The organism is Sediminispirochaeta smaragdinae DSM 11293, assembly GCF_000143985.1.
GTDB lineage: Bacteria > Spirochaetota > Spirochaetia > DSM-16054 > Sediminispirochaetaceae > Sediminispirochaeta > Sediminispirochaeta smaragdinae.
Map to the genome: position 1 here is coordinate 1,218,527 of NC_014364.1, position 15,166 is coordinate 1,233,692.

At 52.2% G+C, this 15,166-nt stretch carries 14 protein-coding genes; all 14 read left to right on the forward strand.

Annotated elements, in window-relative coordinates; all coding sequences use genetic code 11:
* Positions 1-62: 62 nt before the first annotated feature.
* Positions 63-797 (forward strand): M20 metallopeptidase family protein, encoded by a 735-nt coding sequence (locus SPIRS_RS05845; protein ID WP_281047331.1) that lies wholly within the window; start codon positions 63-65, stop codon positions 795-797.
* A gap of 76 nt (positions 798-873) precedes the next feature.
* Positions 874-2,376, forward strand: a complete 1,503-nt coding sequence (nagZ, locus tag SPIRS_RS05850; protein ID WP_013253755.1) for a beta-N-acetylhexosaminidase — start codon at positions 874-876, stop codon at positions 2,374-2,376.
* Complete coding sequence (locus SPIRS_RS05855) at positions 2,373-3,227, forward strand: MurR/RpiR family transcriptional regulator (RefSeq protein ID WP_013253756.1); 855 nt, start codon at positions 2,373-2,375, stop codon at positions 3,225-3,227. Before nagZ ends, SPIRS_RS05855 begins: the two co-directional genes overlap by 4 nt.
* 104 nt (positions 3,228-3,331) lie before the next feature.
* Entirely contained in the window at positions 3,332-5,062 is a 1,731-nt protein-coding gene (locus SPIRS_RS05860) for an ABC transporter substrate-binding protein (RefSeq protein ID WP_013253757.1), read from the forward strand.
* 67 nt (positions 5,063-5,129) lie between these two features.
* Positions 5,130-6,116, forward strand: coding sequence for an ABC transporter permease (locus tag SPIRS_RS05865; RefSeq protein WP_013253758.1), 987 nt, complete (start codon positions 5,130-5,132; stop codon positions 6,114-6,116).
* On the forward strand, positions 6,113-6,970 hold the full coding sequence (locus tag SPIRS_RS05870; RefSeq protein ID WP_013253759.1) for an ABC transporter permease: 858 nt from the start codon (positions 6,113-6,115) through the stop codon (positions 6,968-6,970). The genes SPIRS_RS05865 and SPIRS_RS05870 overlap by 4 nt, the downstream gene beginning before the upstream one ends.
* Positions 6,971-7,948 carry an ABC transporter ATP-binding protein gene (locus SPIRS_RS05875; RefSeq protein ID WP_041865995.1) on the forward strand — a complete coding sequence of 326 codons (978 nt, stop codon included), beginning with the start codon at positions 6,971-6,973 and terminating at the stop codon, positions 7,946-7,948.
* Positions 7,945-8,913: an ABC transporter ATP-binding protein gene (locus tag SPIRS_RS05880; protein WP_013253761.1), complete on the forward strand. Its 969-nt coding sequence runs from the start codon at positions 7,945-7,947 to the stop codon at positions 8,911-8,913. The genes SPIRS_RS05875 and SPIRS_RS05880 overlap by 4 nt, the downstream gene beginning before the upstream one ends.
* A gap of 121 nt (positions 8,914-9,034) precedes the next feature.
* Complete coding sequence (locus tag SPIRS_RS05885) at positions 9,035-10,054, forward strand: LacI family DNA-binding transcriptional regulator (RefSeq protein WP_013253762.1); 1,020 nt, start codon at positions 9,035-9,037, stop codon at positions 10,052-10,054.
* Positions 10,055-10,128: 74 nt separating this feature from the next.
* Complete coding sequence (locus SPIRS_RS05890) at positions 10,129-11,109, forward strand: ABC transporter permease (protein WP_013253763.1); 981 nt, start codon at positions 10,129-10,131, stop codon at positions 11,107-11,109.
* The gene (locus SPIRS_RS05895; protein ID WP_013253764.1) at positions 11,106-12,611 is read left to right on the forward strand and encodes a sugar ABC transporter ATP-binding protein; all 1,506 of its coding nucleotides are present in this window, start codon (positions 11,106-11,108) and stop codon (positions 12,609-12,611) included. The genes SPIRS_RS05890 and SPIRS_RS05895 overlap by 4 nt, the downstream gene beginning before the upstream one ends.
* 81 nt (positions 12,612-12,692) lie before the next feature.
* Entirely contained in the window at positions 12,693-13,667 is a 975-nt protein-coding gene (locus tag SPIRS_RS05900) for a sugar ABC transporter substrate-binding protein (protein ID WP_013253765.1), read from the forward strand.
* Positions 13,668-13,735: 68 nt separating this feature from the next.
* Positions 13,736-14,653 carry a ribokinase gene (locus SPIRS_RS05905; RefSeq protein WP_013253766.1) on the forward strand — a complete coding sequence of 306 codons (918 nt, stop codon included), beginning with the start codon at positions 13,736-13,738 and terminating at the stop codon, positions 14,651-14,653.
* A 38-nt stretch (positions 14,654-14,691) separates the two neighbouring features.
* Entirely contained in the window at positions 14,692-15,159 is a 468-nt protein-coding gene (gene rbsD / locus SPIRS_RS05910; protein WP_013253767.1) for a D-ribose pyranase, read from the forward strand.
* Positions 15,160-15,166 lie beyond the last annotated feature (7 nt).

Here is a 15,166-nt window from a genome sequence, read left to right on the forward strand (position 1 = left end):
TTCGTGCAGGCCTCTCTGGAAAAGATGGGGATACGCTGCTTCCGGCCGATTCCTCATTCGGTCTGCGGGATCCCGAGGTTTCCGCACTATTCGGCCTGCACTGCAACACGGGAAGGAAAGTGGGAGAGATCGCCCTTAGCTATGGACAGGCCTACGCCGCATCGGAGACCTTCGATATTGAGATTATCGGGAAAATGAGTCACGGTGCGGCTCCCCAGGGTGGCATCGATGCCGTTCTTGTTGCCGCCCAGGTGGTCACTGCCCTTCATCACATTGTTTCGAGGGAAATTGACCCCGTTCACCCTGCAGTGCTCACCCTGGGTACCATAGCAGGTGGACAGGCCCGCAATATCCTGGCGGAAAGGGTCCGCCTTGAAGGTATCTGCAGGGCCACCGATCCCGAGGTTCTGCATCGCCTTCGTCAGAAGGTGATACGGACGGCCGAGGGCGTGGCCTCCGGACTTGGTGCGAAGGCGCTGGTTAGCTTCGATGCAGGGTATACGGCCCTTATCAACAACGATGCCATGACGGATCTTGTAAAGCGATCGGCGGAAAAGCTTCTGGGAAGGCATGCGGTATATATCAACAAAGAACCCAATATGGGGGTCGAGGATATGGCCTATTTTCTGGAGGAAATCCCCGGCTGTTTCTTTTTTCTCGGGGTAACCAATGAAGAGAAGGGGATTACCGCTCACCTTCATAACGGTGCTTTTACCATCGATGAAGAGGCCCTGATCATCGGTACGGCCATTCAGTGCGAGAACATCGTCTCGTTTCTTTCAGGCAGGGCCCTTTAAAAAAAAGTTACAAAAAAAGTTTCCATATATAAAATAATTTATTGGCTTCTACCTTCGGCCATGATACTATAACCTCATGGATTTCGATGAACTGATCGGGAATGTTTTCATGCTGGGCCTGCCTTCTTCAGTGCTTGACGATGTGGGAAAGGATGTTCTTGCCGCCGTCAGACCCGGATCGGTCATTTTATTTTCCAGAAATATCGTTGACAGGGAGCAGGTTGCCCGGTTTATCGAAGAGATAACGACTTTTCTCGGATACAAGCCGCTCATTGCGATCGATCAGGAAGGTGGTATTGTCACAAGGCTGAAAAAGGGATTTACCGTTTCTCCCGGCGCCATGGCTCTGGCCGCAACCGGCGATCCCCATAATGCATACCTGGCGGGAAAACTGCTCGGCCAAGAAATGAAGGCCGTAGGCATCGACTGGAACCTCGCCCCCGTTGTCGATATCAACAGCAATCCGCTTAATCCTGCCATCGGGATTCGCAGTTTTTCCGAAAATGCCGATGTTGTTATTGCCTATGCATCACAGTTTGCCGCAGGCCTTGAGAAAAGCGGCATCCTGACCTGCCTGAAGCATTTTCCGGGCAACGGCCGGGTTCAGGTTGATCCCCACCTCGATATGCCCTCTCTGGATATTTCCCGGGAAGCGTTGTTCCGTAATGAGATGCTTCCCTTTCTCTCTATTCCCGCTCCTTCCTGGATGCCCACCCACATCTATGTGCCCACATTACAAAGCCGCAGGGAGGCTGTTACCGTTTCAAGGGAGGTCCTGACCGGGCTGGTCAGAGACAAGCTGAAATACAAGGGGCTTTTGGTTTCTGATGATCTGAACATGGGCGGCGTGGCACATGTTCTCCGGGCCGATGACCTTGCGGTCGAGACCTTGGCAGCGGGTATGGACATGATTTCGTTCTGTGACAACCCGGAAAAGCAGCTGATGGCAGCCTCTGCCGTTGCCGGGAGAGTTGCCAGGGACGAAGTGTTTGCGGAGCGGGTAAGGCAGGCCTCGGCGAGGGTGAAAACGATGTGTTCCCTTCGTGACAGGGCGGACGGTTCTCGTTCCTCCCTTGTTGATTTTGAGGCGAACGGGCGAAAGATGGATTTCATTTCCCTGAAATCGGTGCGGCTTGTAAAAAATGAGGAACAGGCCGTTCCCCTTTGTTCCGTGGATAATGTGTTCACCATGAGAAGCAGCCGACTTGTTCTCATTGAAGAGGGCAGTGAAGGAATCCCTGCGGTTGCGTCCCGTGCCGCCGAAAAGCTTTCCTGTCCCCTTTCCATATACGAAAGAACCATCACCGATGCAGAAGCGGCGGTTTTAAAGCGGCAGGCGAAGGGAAAGTCCAATCTTATCTTTACGGAAAATGCCCATCTCGAACCGTCTCTGGTACGGTTCATCGAGGATCTGGCACAGATATCAGGCAGGCTTGTACTTGTCGCCCTGCGAAACCCATACGATACGGATATTGCGGGAATACAAAATGCGGTCGCCTCGTATGGCTATACTGCGGCTCAGCAGGAAGGGGTGATGAGGCTTCTTTTTCCGGGAGCCTTCGAGGAAGGTTGTGTATGAACGGATGTCTTTTGAAGGTAAAAGAGGCCTTTGACGATTTGAAACCTTCGGAAAAGAAGGTTGCCAGTTATATTTTGAGTTTTCCGGAGGAATCGGTGGGGCTTTCAGTGGGAGAACTTGCGCAGCGCTGCAATACCAGTAATGCCGCGATCATTCGCTTTTGCAAGACCCTTCGTTTTGACGGATATCGGGATTTTGCCATTCAGATGGCCTCCGACATTTCTTCACAGAAGGCCGAGGAAGATAGTTATACCGATATTCAGGTTGGTGATGATCTTGAAACGATCATAAAAAATGTATCGTACAACAACAAGAAGTCCATTACCGATACCCTTCTTGTTCTTGATATCGAAGAGCTGAAAAAGGCCATTGCGGTGTTGCATTCATCCAAGCGTATCGATTTTTACGGCGTGGGGGCCTCGGGGCTTATCGCCCAGGATGCCCAGCAAAAATTTATGCGCATCAACAGGTATTCGATGGCCTACACCGATACCCATCTCCAGGCCACGGCGGCGGCCAACCTTTCGGCGGAGGACGCGGCTGTCTTTATATCCTATTCAGGAGAGACCCGGGACATCGTCGAAACCATGGAGATTGCGAAAAAGACAAGGGCAAAGACCATCTCTATTACAAAATTCGGGAACAATACCCTGAACAGCAAGGCCGACATCAAGCTTTTTACGGCTTCTCCCGAAACAAGCATGCGAAGCGGAGCCAGCGGTTCAAGGATAGCCCAGCTTAATGTGATAGACATCCTCTTTTCCGGTCTCGGCAGTATCGAGTATTCCGAGATCAAGAAATATCTTGACCGGACCAGAAAGGTTCGGGCCATAAAAAAATTCCGGGACTGAGGACGGACCGCGGTTTGGTGGAGGTTCTGCAAATTTCATAAATCAGTCGACTGTACAATGAGGTCCGCTTTGCAGGTTTGCGCGGTCGATACAAAGGAGAGAGAATGAAAAAAAAGATTTCTGCTGGACGCTTGATAATGACTATGGTCCTTCTGTTGTCGATGTCGTTTTTCGGCGCTTGTTCTCAGAAGAAGCCGTCTGACGGAGGGACTGCGGATGCCGCAGTTGAAAGCGATGCAAAGGACTCTGTCAGACGGGGCGGGATCGTAAACGTCACCTCGACGAAGCAAGGGGTTCTGATCAAGAATTTCAACCCATTCTCTCCGAACGCCTTGCAGTCGACCTTTGGATGTTTCTACGAAACCCTGGTTTTTGCAAATGAATATTCGGGAGAGGTAACTCCCTGGCTTGCTGAGCGTTACTCCTGGTCGGAAGATCTCAAGAGCCTTGAGTTTCATCTTCGCAAAGATGTGAAATGGAACGACGGTGAAGCTTTTGATGCCGACGATGTGATCTTTACCCTGGAGCTGGCAAAAGGCGACAAGGCCCTGGACAAGGCCGGAATATGGAATCAGGGGCTGGTCGACGTAAAGAAGATCGATGCCTATACGATTGATTTTACCTTCGAGGAGGTAAATACCACCGTGCTTCCCCAGATGGCCAGCCTGTACATCATGCCCGAGCATATATGGGCCTCCGTCGACAATCCCTCGGAATGGACGGGAAACGAAAACCCCGTGGGAACCGGCCCCTTTGTCTTTGACGAGGGCTCTTTTACCGAGCAGTCCTATCGTCTGAAGCGTAATCCCCTGTACTGGCAGCTGGGAGAAGACGGAAAGCCTCTGCCCTATATCGACGGTGTCCAGTATGTGGGGGCGACCGGCAATGCCCAGGCCCAAATGAAGATCATCTCCGGCGAGGTTGACTGGGGAGCCTATTTTCTCGCAAATATCGACGAGACCTATGTAAAGCGGGATCCCGATCACAATCATTACTGGCTGCCCGAGGGGAACATCGTCTACCTCAACCTCAACAACGGCAAAGAGCCGTTCTCGAACCGGAATGTCAGGCGCGCCCTTGCCATGGCCATCGACCAGAAAGAGATAACAACCATCATGAACTCCGGTGCGGTTCCTGCGGGGCAGGCCGGTGTAAAGACCGGATATCTATCCTGGGTGCCCGAGGATGCCGAATCATTTCGGCTTTCCTTCGATTCCGATGCTGCGGTGAGATTGCTCGAAAGCGAAGGCTATGCAAAGAATGCCAAGGGCATCATGGAAAAGGATGGAAAGGCGCTTTCCTTTGAGCTCTATGTTCCGACGGGATGGACCGACTGGATCACCGCGGTTGAGACCGTGAGCAACCAGCTAAAGGAGATCGGTATCGATGCCCGGGTAAATCAAGCTGCATGGCCTTCACCCTTCCTCGATAATATCACGACGGGAAATTACGATATCTCCATTGACTACGTAAATTCGGGCTTCTCTCCCTACTATCAGTACAATAACATCCTGCCTTCCCGGCACTGGGCCCCTGTCGGTGAGGATGCAACGGGCCATTCCCAGGTTCGATACAGGAACGAGAAACTTGATCAGGCCTTTTCGGCCTACCGCAGGACGGCAGACAAAAATGAACAGCTTGGTTACATACATACCATTCTTTCCGCTGTCATGGAGGACACACCCCTCGTTCCCCTTTTCTTTAATCCGACCTGGTACGAATACTCCACCAGGAACTTTACGGGATGGCCGAAGGCCGATGATCCCTATACCGTTCCCAAGGCGGCCGGTATGGACAAGATGCCTGTGTTTCTTAACCTTCGGCCGAAGAACTAGATGAAGCATAGATAAAACAACTACCCGACCTCTTTCCGGGAGGTCGGGCCTTACGACAGAGACGCCCATGAAATATTTTTTACGCAAATTGTTCTGGTTTGTTTTCGCACTCTATATTGCGGTTACGATAAACTTTATTCTGCCGCGACTGATGCCGGGAGATCCCGTTTCCGTTCTCGTAAACCGCCTTCAAGGGGTTGATGAAAACTCGATGGAGGCAATTCGTGCGGCTTTCGGCGTGGATACCGAAAAAAGCATCGTTACCCAGTACTTCGAGTATCTCGGGAATATTCTCCGGGGAGATTTGGGCATCTCCACAAGCAACTATCCTCACAAGGTGTGGGATGTGGTTGCGATGGCCCTTCCGTGGACCATCGGCCTCATGGGTATTGCAACCCTTTTCAGTTTTCTTATCGGGACGGTGATCGGTATTATCATTGCCTGGAAACGGGAAACAAAACTGGCAAACGGTGTGCTCGGCGTCTTTCTGTTTATCCGTTCCTTTCCCTATTTCTGGTTCGGGCTGATATTGGTCTATTTTTTTGCCTTCCACCGTCAGGTCTTTCCCCTCGGCGGGGCCTTTGCCATAGGGGTGACCAGGGCCGACGGCTGGGCCTTTGTTCGATCGGTGATCTATCACGGCATACTTCCCGGTCTGACCATCGCCATAAGTTCGATGGGGTACTGGATGCTTACCATCCGTAACAACATGATCAACGTCCTTGCAGAGGATTACATTGTCGTGGCCAAGGCAAAGGGGCTGCCGCTTGCAAGAATCCGGAACAGGTATGCGGCACGAAATGCCATCCTGCCTTCTGTTTCGGGCTTTGCCATGGCCCTTGGCTTTGTCATCAGCGGAAGTCTCCTGACCGAGATGGTGTTTTCCTACCCCGGGATCGGCTTTATGCTGTATCAGGCGGTTCAGCAGCAGGACTACCCCCTCATTCAGGCAATCTTTCTTTTTATCGCGGTCTCCGTCATGGTCGCCAACTTTCTGTCCGACCTTGTGATCATGTTTCTGGACCCGAGGGTCAGGGACGGAGGCAAACAGTGATCAAGGACATGCTGAAACTTTTCATAGAAAACCGGAAGGCCCTGGCAGGAGTCATTATTCTTGGGCTCTTCATTCTCATGGCGCTCCTGGCGCCACTTCTGGCACCCTACGGCCCCAAGCAGGATAGTGATGAGCAGGGGAGGTTTCCCCTGATGGCTGCGCCTTGCGATGCGCATCCCCTGGGAACCACCAATGCCGGTTATGATATCCTTTCACAGCTTATCTATGGCTCCAGGGTCACGCTGACCGTCGGCATTCTGACGGGACTTTTGACAAGTTTTATCTCCCTTGCGGTTGGCCTTTTCAGCGGCTATCTCAAGGGAGCTGCCGATGACGTCATTTCCTTTATCACAAATATTTTTCTTGTCATCCCCAGCCTGCCGCTGGTGATCGTCGTTGCCTCGTATGTCCCCATGCGGGGAGTGGTGCCCATTATTGTGGTCCTCTCCCTTACCGGGTGGGCCTGGGGTGCCCGCGTCGTCAGGGCCCAGGTGATGTCGGTTGGTGAGCGGGAGTTTGTGAAGGTAGCGGAGGTAATGGGAGAGAACTCCCTTGTTATTGTCTTTCGGGAGATACTGCCCAACATCATCTCGCTTGTCATGGCCATTTTCTTTACGTCGACAATTGCGGCCATTATCGGAGAGGCTACCCTCGAGTTTATCGGCCTGGGGAATGTCTCGACGGTAACCTGGGGAACCATGCTCTTTTGGGCCCAGAACAACGCCGCACTTTTGATGAACGCCTGGTGGTGGTTTCTTCCTCCGGGGCTTGGAATCGGTTTGCTCGGGACCTCTTTTGCGCTGATGAACTTTGCAATCGATGAAATCTCGAATCCGAAAATCAGAAAGAGGTGAATGGTGGATGATGTACTGCTGAGAATCACGAATCTTGAGGCAGGTTATCGGCTGCGTCAGGGAATGATACGGGCCGTCGACGGCATCAGTCTCGATTTGATGAAGGGCGAGTTCCTGGGCATTGCCGGGGAGTCGGGCTGCGGTAAGTCCACCTTGGCCTATACCTTGATGGGACTGCTTGAGGACAATGCAGAAATCACCGGAGGAGAGGTGCTGTTCAAGGGGGAAAACCTTCTTACCCTGTCCCGAAACAGGGCTAAGGAGATACGATGGGTCGATATCTCTATGGTGTTTCAGTCGGCCATGAACGCCCTGAATCCCGTTCTGAAAATCAGCGAGCAGCTCACCGATACGGTTTTGACCCATCTTCCCGGGCTGACCAAGGCCAAGGCCCTCGATATGGCGAAAAAGGCCCTCGCCCTTGTCGATATCTCAGAAGACCGCCTCGATGCATATCCCCATCAGCTTTCCGGCGGCATGAAACAACGGGTCATGATAGCGATGGCCATGATACTGGAACCTGATTTGATTATCATGGATGAGCCCACCACCGCCCTTGATGTGGTTGTCCAGCGGACGATCATCGACAAGATTTCAGATCTCCAGAAGCAGTTCAATTTTTCCGTTATCTTCATAACCCATGACCTTTCGCTTCTGGTTGAGATTTCCGACAAACTGGTGATCATGTACAGCGGTCAGATCGTCGAAAGCGGTCCTGCGGAAGCGGTGTATCGGCATCCGGCCCATCCCTATACCAGGGGGCTGATGAATTCCTTTCCGCCTCTCAGCGGTCCCCTGCTCGAGTTCGGGGGAATCCCCGGTAGGCCGCCGAATTTTCTCGACCTTCCGGAGGGCTGCCGTTTTTATCCGAGATGCCCGCAGCGAAAAGATATTTGCAGGCAGCTTCCCCCCGAACTTTTGCCGCTGGATGAGGTTCATTCGGCCAGGTGCCACCTGCTAAAGGACGGAAACGCATGAGTGAAACGATACTCGAACTGCGAAACGTAACAAAGCATTTTCCCGTACGGGGCCTTGGTCAGAAGCGTTTTGTCCATGCCATGGACGGTGTCAGTTTTTCTCTCAATCGTGGTGAGATTCTTTCGGTGGTCGGCGAGTCAGGGAGCGGAAAGACCACCACCGCCAAGGTGATCACGCGCATATACGAAAGTGATGCCGGATCTGTCGTGTTTCAGGGAAAGCCGGTCGGCGGCAAGCTGAAACATGACAAGTTACTCGAGTATCGTTCGCAGGTCCAGATGATATTTCAGGACCCCTTCGGAGCGCTCAATCCCACCCACACCATTGGTTCCATCATGGAGCGGCCCTTTGTCATTCACAAACTTGCAGGACGAAAAGAGCTCGAAGCGCGTATCAAGGATGTGCTGGTCCAGGTGGGCATGGATCCTCCCGAGCAGTATATGCAAAAATTTCCCCACGAACTTTCCGGCGGCCAGCGGCAGCGCGTCAATATTGCCAGGGCCATTGCGGTAGATCCGCTTCTGCTCATTGCCGATGAGCCGACTTCCATGCTTGATGTATCCATCAAAATGATCATCATGAACATGATCAAGCGCTTCAGGGATGAGAAGGGGATTTCCTATCTCTACATTACCCACGATCTTGCCGGAGCGCGTTATATCGCCGATCGTATCGTGGTCATGTACGCCGGCATGGTCATGGAGACCGGCCCGGCCGAGGAGGTGATAAGCGGTGCTCATCATCCCTATACCAGGCTTCTGAAATCTGCCGCTCCCCAGCCCGAGGCGAATTTCAACAGGGCAAGGCTGACCACGAAGGGGGAGATTCCCAGCCTCATCGACCCGCCTTCGGGCTGCCGCTTCCATCCCCGTTGTCCCATTGCCAGGTCCGAATGTTCGAAGCTGGTTCCGGAGATCCGGGAGGTTTCCGCCGGACATTTTTCCCGCTGCCGGTTTTCTTCCTGACGATTCCTTAGGTTTTTTTACTGTGTTTTCATCGAAAAATAATCCTTGACAGTAAGAAAATTCAAAGCTAAAGTTAGTATAACGTTAAGCTAAAACGTTATACTAATGGGATAGAGGCTTCATGAAGGTAACCATAAAGGATATCGCCAGAATGTGCGGCGTATCGGTAACAACAGTGTCCCGTGTGCTGAACAACAAAACGGAATCAATCGGTAAAGACACGGTTGTGCGAATACGAAAGAAGATTGAGGAACTGGGATATCGGCCCAATTCCGTGGCGCGCAGCATGATCACCGGCCGGTCTCATACCGTGGGACTGGTTGTCCCCGATGTCCGCAACCCCTTTTTTTCGGAATTGGCCCGTGGTGTGGAAGATTTCATGAATAAGCGGGAGTATGGTGTCTTCCTGTGCAATACCGACAGCTCTCTTGATAAGGAGCGGCAGTACATCGATTTGCTGAAGGGCAAATTCACCGACGGCATCATCTTCACGACCCAAAATAAGAATGAATTGGGTCAATACTTTGGTAACTTCATCATGCACGATTTTCCCGTCGTCCTGATCGAGCGCTATATCGACGGTATGGATGCTGTTCCGGGGATCTACGTCGACAACCGGGGCGGGGCCGAAAAGTTGTGTGATTTTATCATTGGAAAGGGCCATCGTGGCATAGCCTGCATTGCCGGCCCCTTCCTGACAACCAACGCACGCTTGCGTCTGGAGGGGTATAAGGATTCGCTTCGCAAACATGGGATCGCTGTCGAGGATCGCCTCATCATCGAGAGTAACTACCGGTATAGCGGCGGCTATCGGGCCATGAAGGAGCTGCTCGAACAGCAGAAGGGGCGCTTCACCGCGGTTTTTGCCTGCAACGATTTGATGGCCTACGGCGCTTACAAGGCGCTGGAGGAGGAGGGGCTTTCCGTCCCCCAAGAGATGTCGCTTGCAGGCTTCGACAATATCAAATTCCCGGAGGTACTACGTCCCCGTATTACCAGTGTGGACCTACCTGCCTACGAGATGGGAGGAAAGGCTGCGGAGATGCTTTGTGCGATCATGAAAAAGCAGAAGCTCAGCGAGCTTCGCTATGAGTACGATCTTGAGGTGATCGATAAGGGCAGTGTTGCCGAGCCGCTGTAAATTTTTTTCGCTTATTAGGAAAACGTTATACTATAACGTTTCACTATGAAAATCTCTGTCAGGAGTTAAAACTTATGCTGGGAGTCAGAAAAAAACAGGCCTCGAAAAGGGCCGGACATCGGGAGTTGGGAGTGTTTTTCGCTCTTCTCCTACTCATTCTCTTTTTTTCCATTACATCTCCGTTTTTTTTCAAATTGAATAACCTGATCAACATTGTTCGTCAGATTTCTCTTCTTGGGATCATTGCCATGGGGATGACGATGGTGATTGTTTCCGGTGAGATCGATCTCTCCGTCGGAGCCATCTACGGTGCCGCAGCGATTGTCAGCGGCATGGTACTTACTCACGGCGGCAGCGTTTTTCTTGCCGTTGTCGCGGCATTGGCCACCGGTATCTTTTTCGGTGTCCTCAACGGGATTCTGACAACCTACGGGAGAATTCCCGCTCTGATTGTCACCTTGGGGATGATGAATATCGCCCGGGGTGCCGCCTTGGTACTGTGTAACGCCCGGGTTATTTCCCTTTCGAAGCGGACGGTGGAAAGTTCCGGACTCGGGGCCTTTCTCTTCCTCGGTCAGGGTAAGGTTTTTCACATCCCGGTGGTGAGCATCATCTTTATCATCGTGGTCATCATTGCCAATTTTCTCTACTCGAAGACCCTTCTCGGATTCCGCTTAAGGGCCGTGGGAGGAAATAAATTGGCCGCCAAGGCCGCCGGCCTCAACCAAAATTTGATAAAAATCGCGGCTTTCGGTATCACCGGCCTGCTCTGTGCCTTGGCCGGTATACTCAACCTCTCTTTTCTTGCCAATGTCCAGGGAACAACAGGGACCGGCCTTGAGATGGATGTCATATCGGCGGTTATTATCGGCGGCACTTCCTTGTCGGGGGGGGAAGGGACCATTATCGGCACCCTCATCGGTGTGCTCATCATGGGAGTCCTGAAAAACGGCATCATTTTGCTCGGCGTCTCCCCCTTCTTTCAGATGCTCATTATCGGCATTGTCATCATTGTCGCCGTCGGTATCGATATGTGGTCGAGGAAAGCACAATGAAACCGATGGTCGCCTTTGAACATATCTCGAAGAGCTTTCCCGGCGTTAAGGCCCTTTCAGATATCTCCTTTTCCATCGAACGCGGGGAAGTACACGCAATTGTCGGGGAGAATGGCGCAGGGAAATCCACCTTGATGAACCTGCTCGGCGGGCTCTTTTCTCCCACCGAAGGAGCGATCTTTTTCGAGGGAGCCGAGGTCGCCATACCGAACGAACAGGCCTCTCTCGGTATGGGAATCGGTATTGTCTATCAGGAGCTGCGTCTTTGCCCCAATCTCACCATTGCCGAAAATCTTTTTCTCGGCCGGGAGCTTCACGACGGCCATAGGCTGGACTGGAAGTGCATGAAAGAGCGTTCGAAAAAGGTGCTCTGCGACTTGGGCATGGATCTTTCACCCGACGCGCTTGTCAGGAGCCTTTCCATTGCCGAACAGCAGATTGTTGAAATTGCAAAGTCTCTTACCAGGGATATCAAGGTCTTGGTCCTTGATGAACCCACTTCGGCCCTGACGATTCGGGAATCAGAGAATCTTTTTACCAATATCAGGAAGCTGAAGGACGAAGGTGTCACGATCATCTACATTTCTCACCGCCTTGAGGAAATCATGGAGCTGAGCGATCACATCACTGTTCTTCGGGATGGTGAATATAAGGGGACCTTCGAGACCGGTTCCGTTCAGATTGATGATTTGGTGAGGTTGATTGCAGGGAAAAAGCTGATAGAGGTCCTGGAACGGGGGGATCAAACCTCTGAGAGGAACGGTGTCTCCTCCGAAGTTATTCTGTCCCTTCGAAATTTGGAAAGCGCCGACGGAAAGGTGCGGAATGTGAGTTTCGAACTCCATAAGGGCGAGGTTCTCGGTATTTACGGTGTGCAGGGGGCTGGGCGAACCGAACTGCTCGAAACCATATTCGGTATCAGGAAAAGGGGTTCTGGTGAGATGCTCTTTGGTTCCGAAACCCTTGAAAATAAAAGTCCTGCCCAGGCGATTAAAAACGGCTTTGCCATGGTCCCCGAAGACCGGCGTCAGATCGGCATCTTTCCCAACATGAATATCCTGGAGAATATCAATATCTCGAACAAAAACGATATTTCCTCTCCCGGCGGTTTGCTGCATAAGCGGCGTATGGTAAAGATTTCCGACCACTACCGGGAAGAGGTGGGAATCAAGGCAAAGGATATCTATCAGAACATCACACACTTAAGCGGTGGTAACCAGCAGAAGGTCGTCATCAGTAGGTGGCTTGCAACAAATCCCAAGGTCCTTCTTGTCGACGAATTGACCCGCGGAGTGGATGTCGGTGCAAAGGCCGAGATTTTTTCGGTCCTGAGAATGCTCAGATCGAGAGGACTCGGCATCATCATGGTTTCCTCGGAGCTGCAGGAGGTTATCGCGGAGTCCGACCGCGTCCTCGTGATGAAGAACGGTGCAATGGTTAAAGAGCTTACCGGTAAGGCCATCGATAAAGATAACATCATTCGATATGCCCTGGTTGGGTAGACAGGGAAGGAGGTGTTGGACAAAAGAACAATGGATGGATCAGCAAAAATCGAGAGCAATTTTATTTTTTGGAGGACAAAGATGCGTAAAAAAACATTATTTCTGGTATTGATGCTCTGCTTCGGTATTCTGATTGCAGGTGCGAACGGCACGCAGGAGGCCGGTTCAGCCTCAGATAGCGACGCCATCACTATTACCGTTGTCTATCACGACACGGGGATCGAATTCGGCCAGGTCATCAAAAGCGGTGCCATGGCTGCTGCCAAGGAGTTTGGTGCCAACGTGAACTGGGTCGGTCCCATCGGGATCAACGTGGACGAACAGGTCAACTTCATCGAAAACGCTATTACTGCAGGTGTCGACGGTCTTGCCATATCGAATGTAAACGCCGAAGCCCTTAACCCCATGATCGATAAAGCCATGGATGCCGGGATCCCCGTAGTTACCTTCAACAGTGAGGCTCCGGGATCAAAGCGGCTTGCCTTCTATGGCCAGGACCTGCAGCAATCGGGCTATGTTCAGGGACAAATTCTTGCCGAGTACATGAAAGGAACGGGCAAGGTGATCATCACCAGCGGTGATGCTTCCGCTTCCTGGTCTCAGGACAGAGAGGCCGGTGTTCGCAAGGCCCTTGCCGAATATCCCGATATCGAGATCGTTCAGGTAGTCAGCACAGGCTGGGAAGAGCAGCAGATGTATGCTGCAATCGAGAATGCCCTGCTTGCAAACCCCGATCTTGGAGGGCTTGCCACCCTCGGAGCTCCCACTACCATGGCCGGAGGTCGGGCTCTGCTGCGTAGCGGACGCTTCGATAAGGTCATGCACGTCGGCCACGACTTTATGCCCGAGACCCTGGACAACATCAAGGCCGGGGCAACCAAGGCAACCCTGAGCCAGAACCCCTACATGCAGGGATACCTGCCGGTAAAGAATCTTTATCTCTACATTACCACCGGGGTAAAGCTGAAGAGTGAGGATACGGGGATCGTTCGCTGCGATGCCAGTAATGTCGATACCTATCTGCAGAAACTTGAAGACGGAGAGCCGATCGGCTGATAGTCCGAAACCGGGATGTTCCGGCCACTCGCCGGGCATCCCCCACATCATATGAGTAGGAGAGAACAGTGGAACGGAAACCCAGAATACAGGTAATTGGCAGCTACGCTGTGGGGATGACCATGGGAACGGACCGGTTTCCCAAGGAGGGCGAAACCGTACCTGGCTACGGCTTTTGTCAGCTGCACGGAGGAAAAGGTTCAAACCAGGCCGTCGGTGCGGCAAGGGGTGGGGGGGAAGTCCATTTTACTTCCTGCATCGGCCGGGATCGAATGGGAGACGATGCGATATCGATGCTCCGCAAAGAAGGAATCGGAACCGAAACGGTGTTTAGAAACTCCGAGGCCTCTACAGGAGTAGGCTTTGTCATGGTCGGTTCCAGTGGGGAGAATGAAATTCTTATCGATTTGGGGGCAAACGAAAAACTGGGCCGAGACCATATCGATACGATTTTTACTTCTTCTCCACTCCCTGAGATCATCCTGGTGCAGCTTGAGGCAAACCTCGATGCTGTTCACTATGCCATCAGACGTGCAGACGAAAAAGGCATTCCCGTGGTCCTCAATCCGGCACCCTTTCGTGCCGTTCCCGATGAAATGGTTGCTGCGGCAAGCTACATCACCCCGAATCAAACCGAAGCCCAGTCACTCCTTGGTAAAAATGCCGATCCCCAGATCCTCTGCAAGGAGCTGACCGCAAAATATGGCAACACCGTTATTCTGACCGCCGGTAAGCATGGTGCTTTCATCATGGAAGATGGCGAAGCGGTGGCTATTCCTGTTCCCGAAGTGACGGTGAAGGATACCACGGGAGCGGGAGACTGCTTTAATGCAGCCCTTACCGTCGCCTTGGCAGAGGGGAAGGGACTTCGCGATGCCGTCACCTTTGCCAATGCGGCAGCAAGCCTTTCGGTTCAGGTTCCGGGGGTTATTGAATCCCTGCCCTTCAGGGACGCGGTCGAAGATTTCTTAAAACAGCAACGTTAGAAATACGTTGACCACTTTTATACAACACGAGGTAGAACATGAAAAAGAGCAGAATATTGAGCAAACCCTTGAACGATGCGATTGCAGCCATGGGTCATGGCGATTTCATCATTATCTCCGATGCCGGGTTCCCCATTCCCGAAGGGAAACGGGTCGACCTTGCCATAGAGGCTGATAAACCCAGTATCACGGAAATTCTGGATCTGGTGGTTTCCGACTTCATCTACGAACGGGTGATTGTTGCCGAGGAGCAGAAAGAAAACAACCCTAATCTCTACAACGCCATTGAAAAGCTCTGTGACCGTTGCAACGTTGAAACCATTCCCCATGCCCAGCTGATTGAGCAGTATCCTGAAAAGGCCAAGTTTATTGTCAGAACAGGGGCCTTTGAACCCTGGGGAAATGTCATTCTCTGTTCCGGGGTCGATGCACCCGTATGGTTCAAGAAACCAGGAACGAAGGTTCCCGACTATTACGAGGAGCGGGCTTCCTACGAAGAAACATAATGGAGGG

Excerpts from the sequence above, each read along its gene's own strand:
- nagZ (WP_013253755.1), top strand. The coding sequence starts at position 874 with ATGGATTTCGATGAACTGATCGGGAATGTTTTCATGCTGGGCCTGCCT.
- SPIRS_RS05855 (WP_013253756.1), top strand. The coding sequence starts at position 2,373 with ATGAACGGATGTCTTTTGAAGGTAAAAGAGGCCTTTGACGATTTGAAA.
- SPIRS_RS05860 (WP_013253757.1), top strand. The coding sequence starts at position 3,332 with ATGAAAAAAAAGATTTCTGCTGGACGCTTGATAATGACTATGGTCCTT.
- SPIRS_RS05865 (WP_013253758.1), top strand. The coding sequence starts at position 5,130 with ATGAAATATTTTTTACGCAAATTGTTCTGGTTTGTTTTCGCACTCTAT.
- SPIRS_RS05875 (WP_041865995.1), top strand. The coding sequence starts at position 6,971 with ATGGTGGATGATGTACTGCTGAGAATCACGAATCTTGAGGCAGGTTAT.
- SPIRS_RS05880 (WP_013253761.1), top strand. The coding sequence starts at position 7,945 with ATGAGTGAAACGATACTCGAACTGCGAAACGTAACAAAGCATTTTCCC.
- SPIRS_RS05885 (WP_013253762.1), top strand. The coding sequence starts at position 9,035 with ATGAAGGTAACCATAAAGGATATCGCCAGAATGTGCGGCGTATCGGTA.
- SPIRS_RS05890 (WP_013253763.1), top strand. The coding sequence starts at position 10,129 with ATGCTGGGAGTCAGAAAAAAACAGGCCTCGAAAAGGGCCGGACATCGG.
- SPIRS_RS05895 (WP_013253764.1), top strand. The coding sequence starts at position 11,106 with ATGAAACCGATGGTCGCCTTTGAACATATCTCGAAGAGCTTTCCCGGC.
- SPIRS_RS05900 (WP_013253765.1), top strand. The coding sequence starts at position 12,693 with ATGCGTAAAAAAACATTATTTCTGGTATTGATGCTCTGCTTCGGTATT.
- rbsD (WP_013253767.1), top strand. The coding sequence starts at position 14,692 with ATGAAAAAGAGCAGAATATTGAGCAAACCCTTGAACGATGCGATTGCA.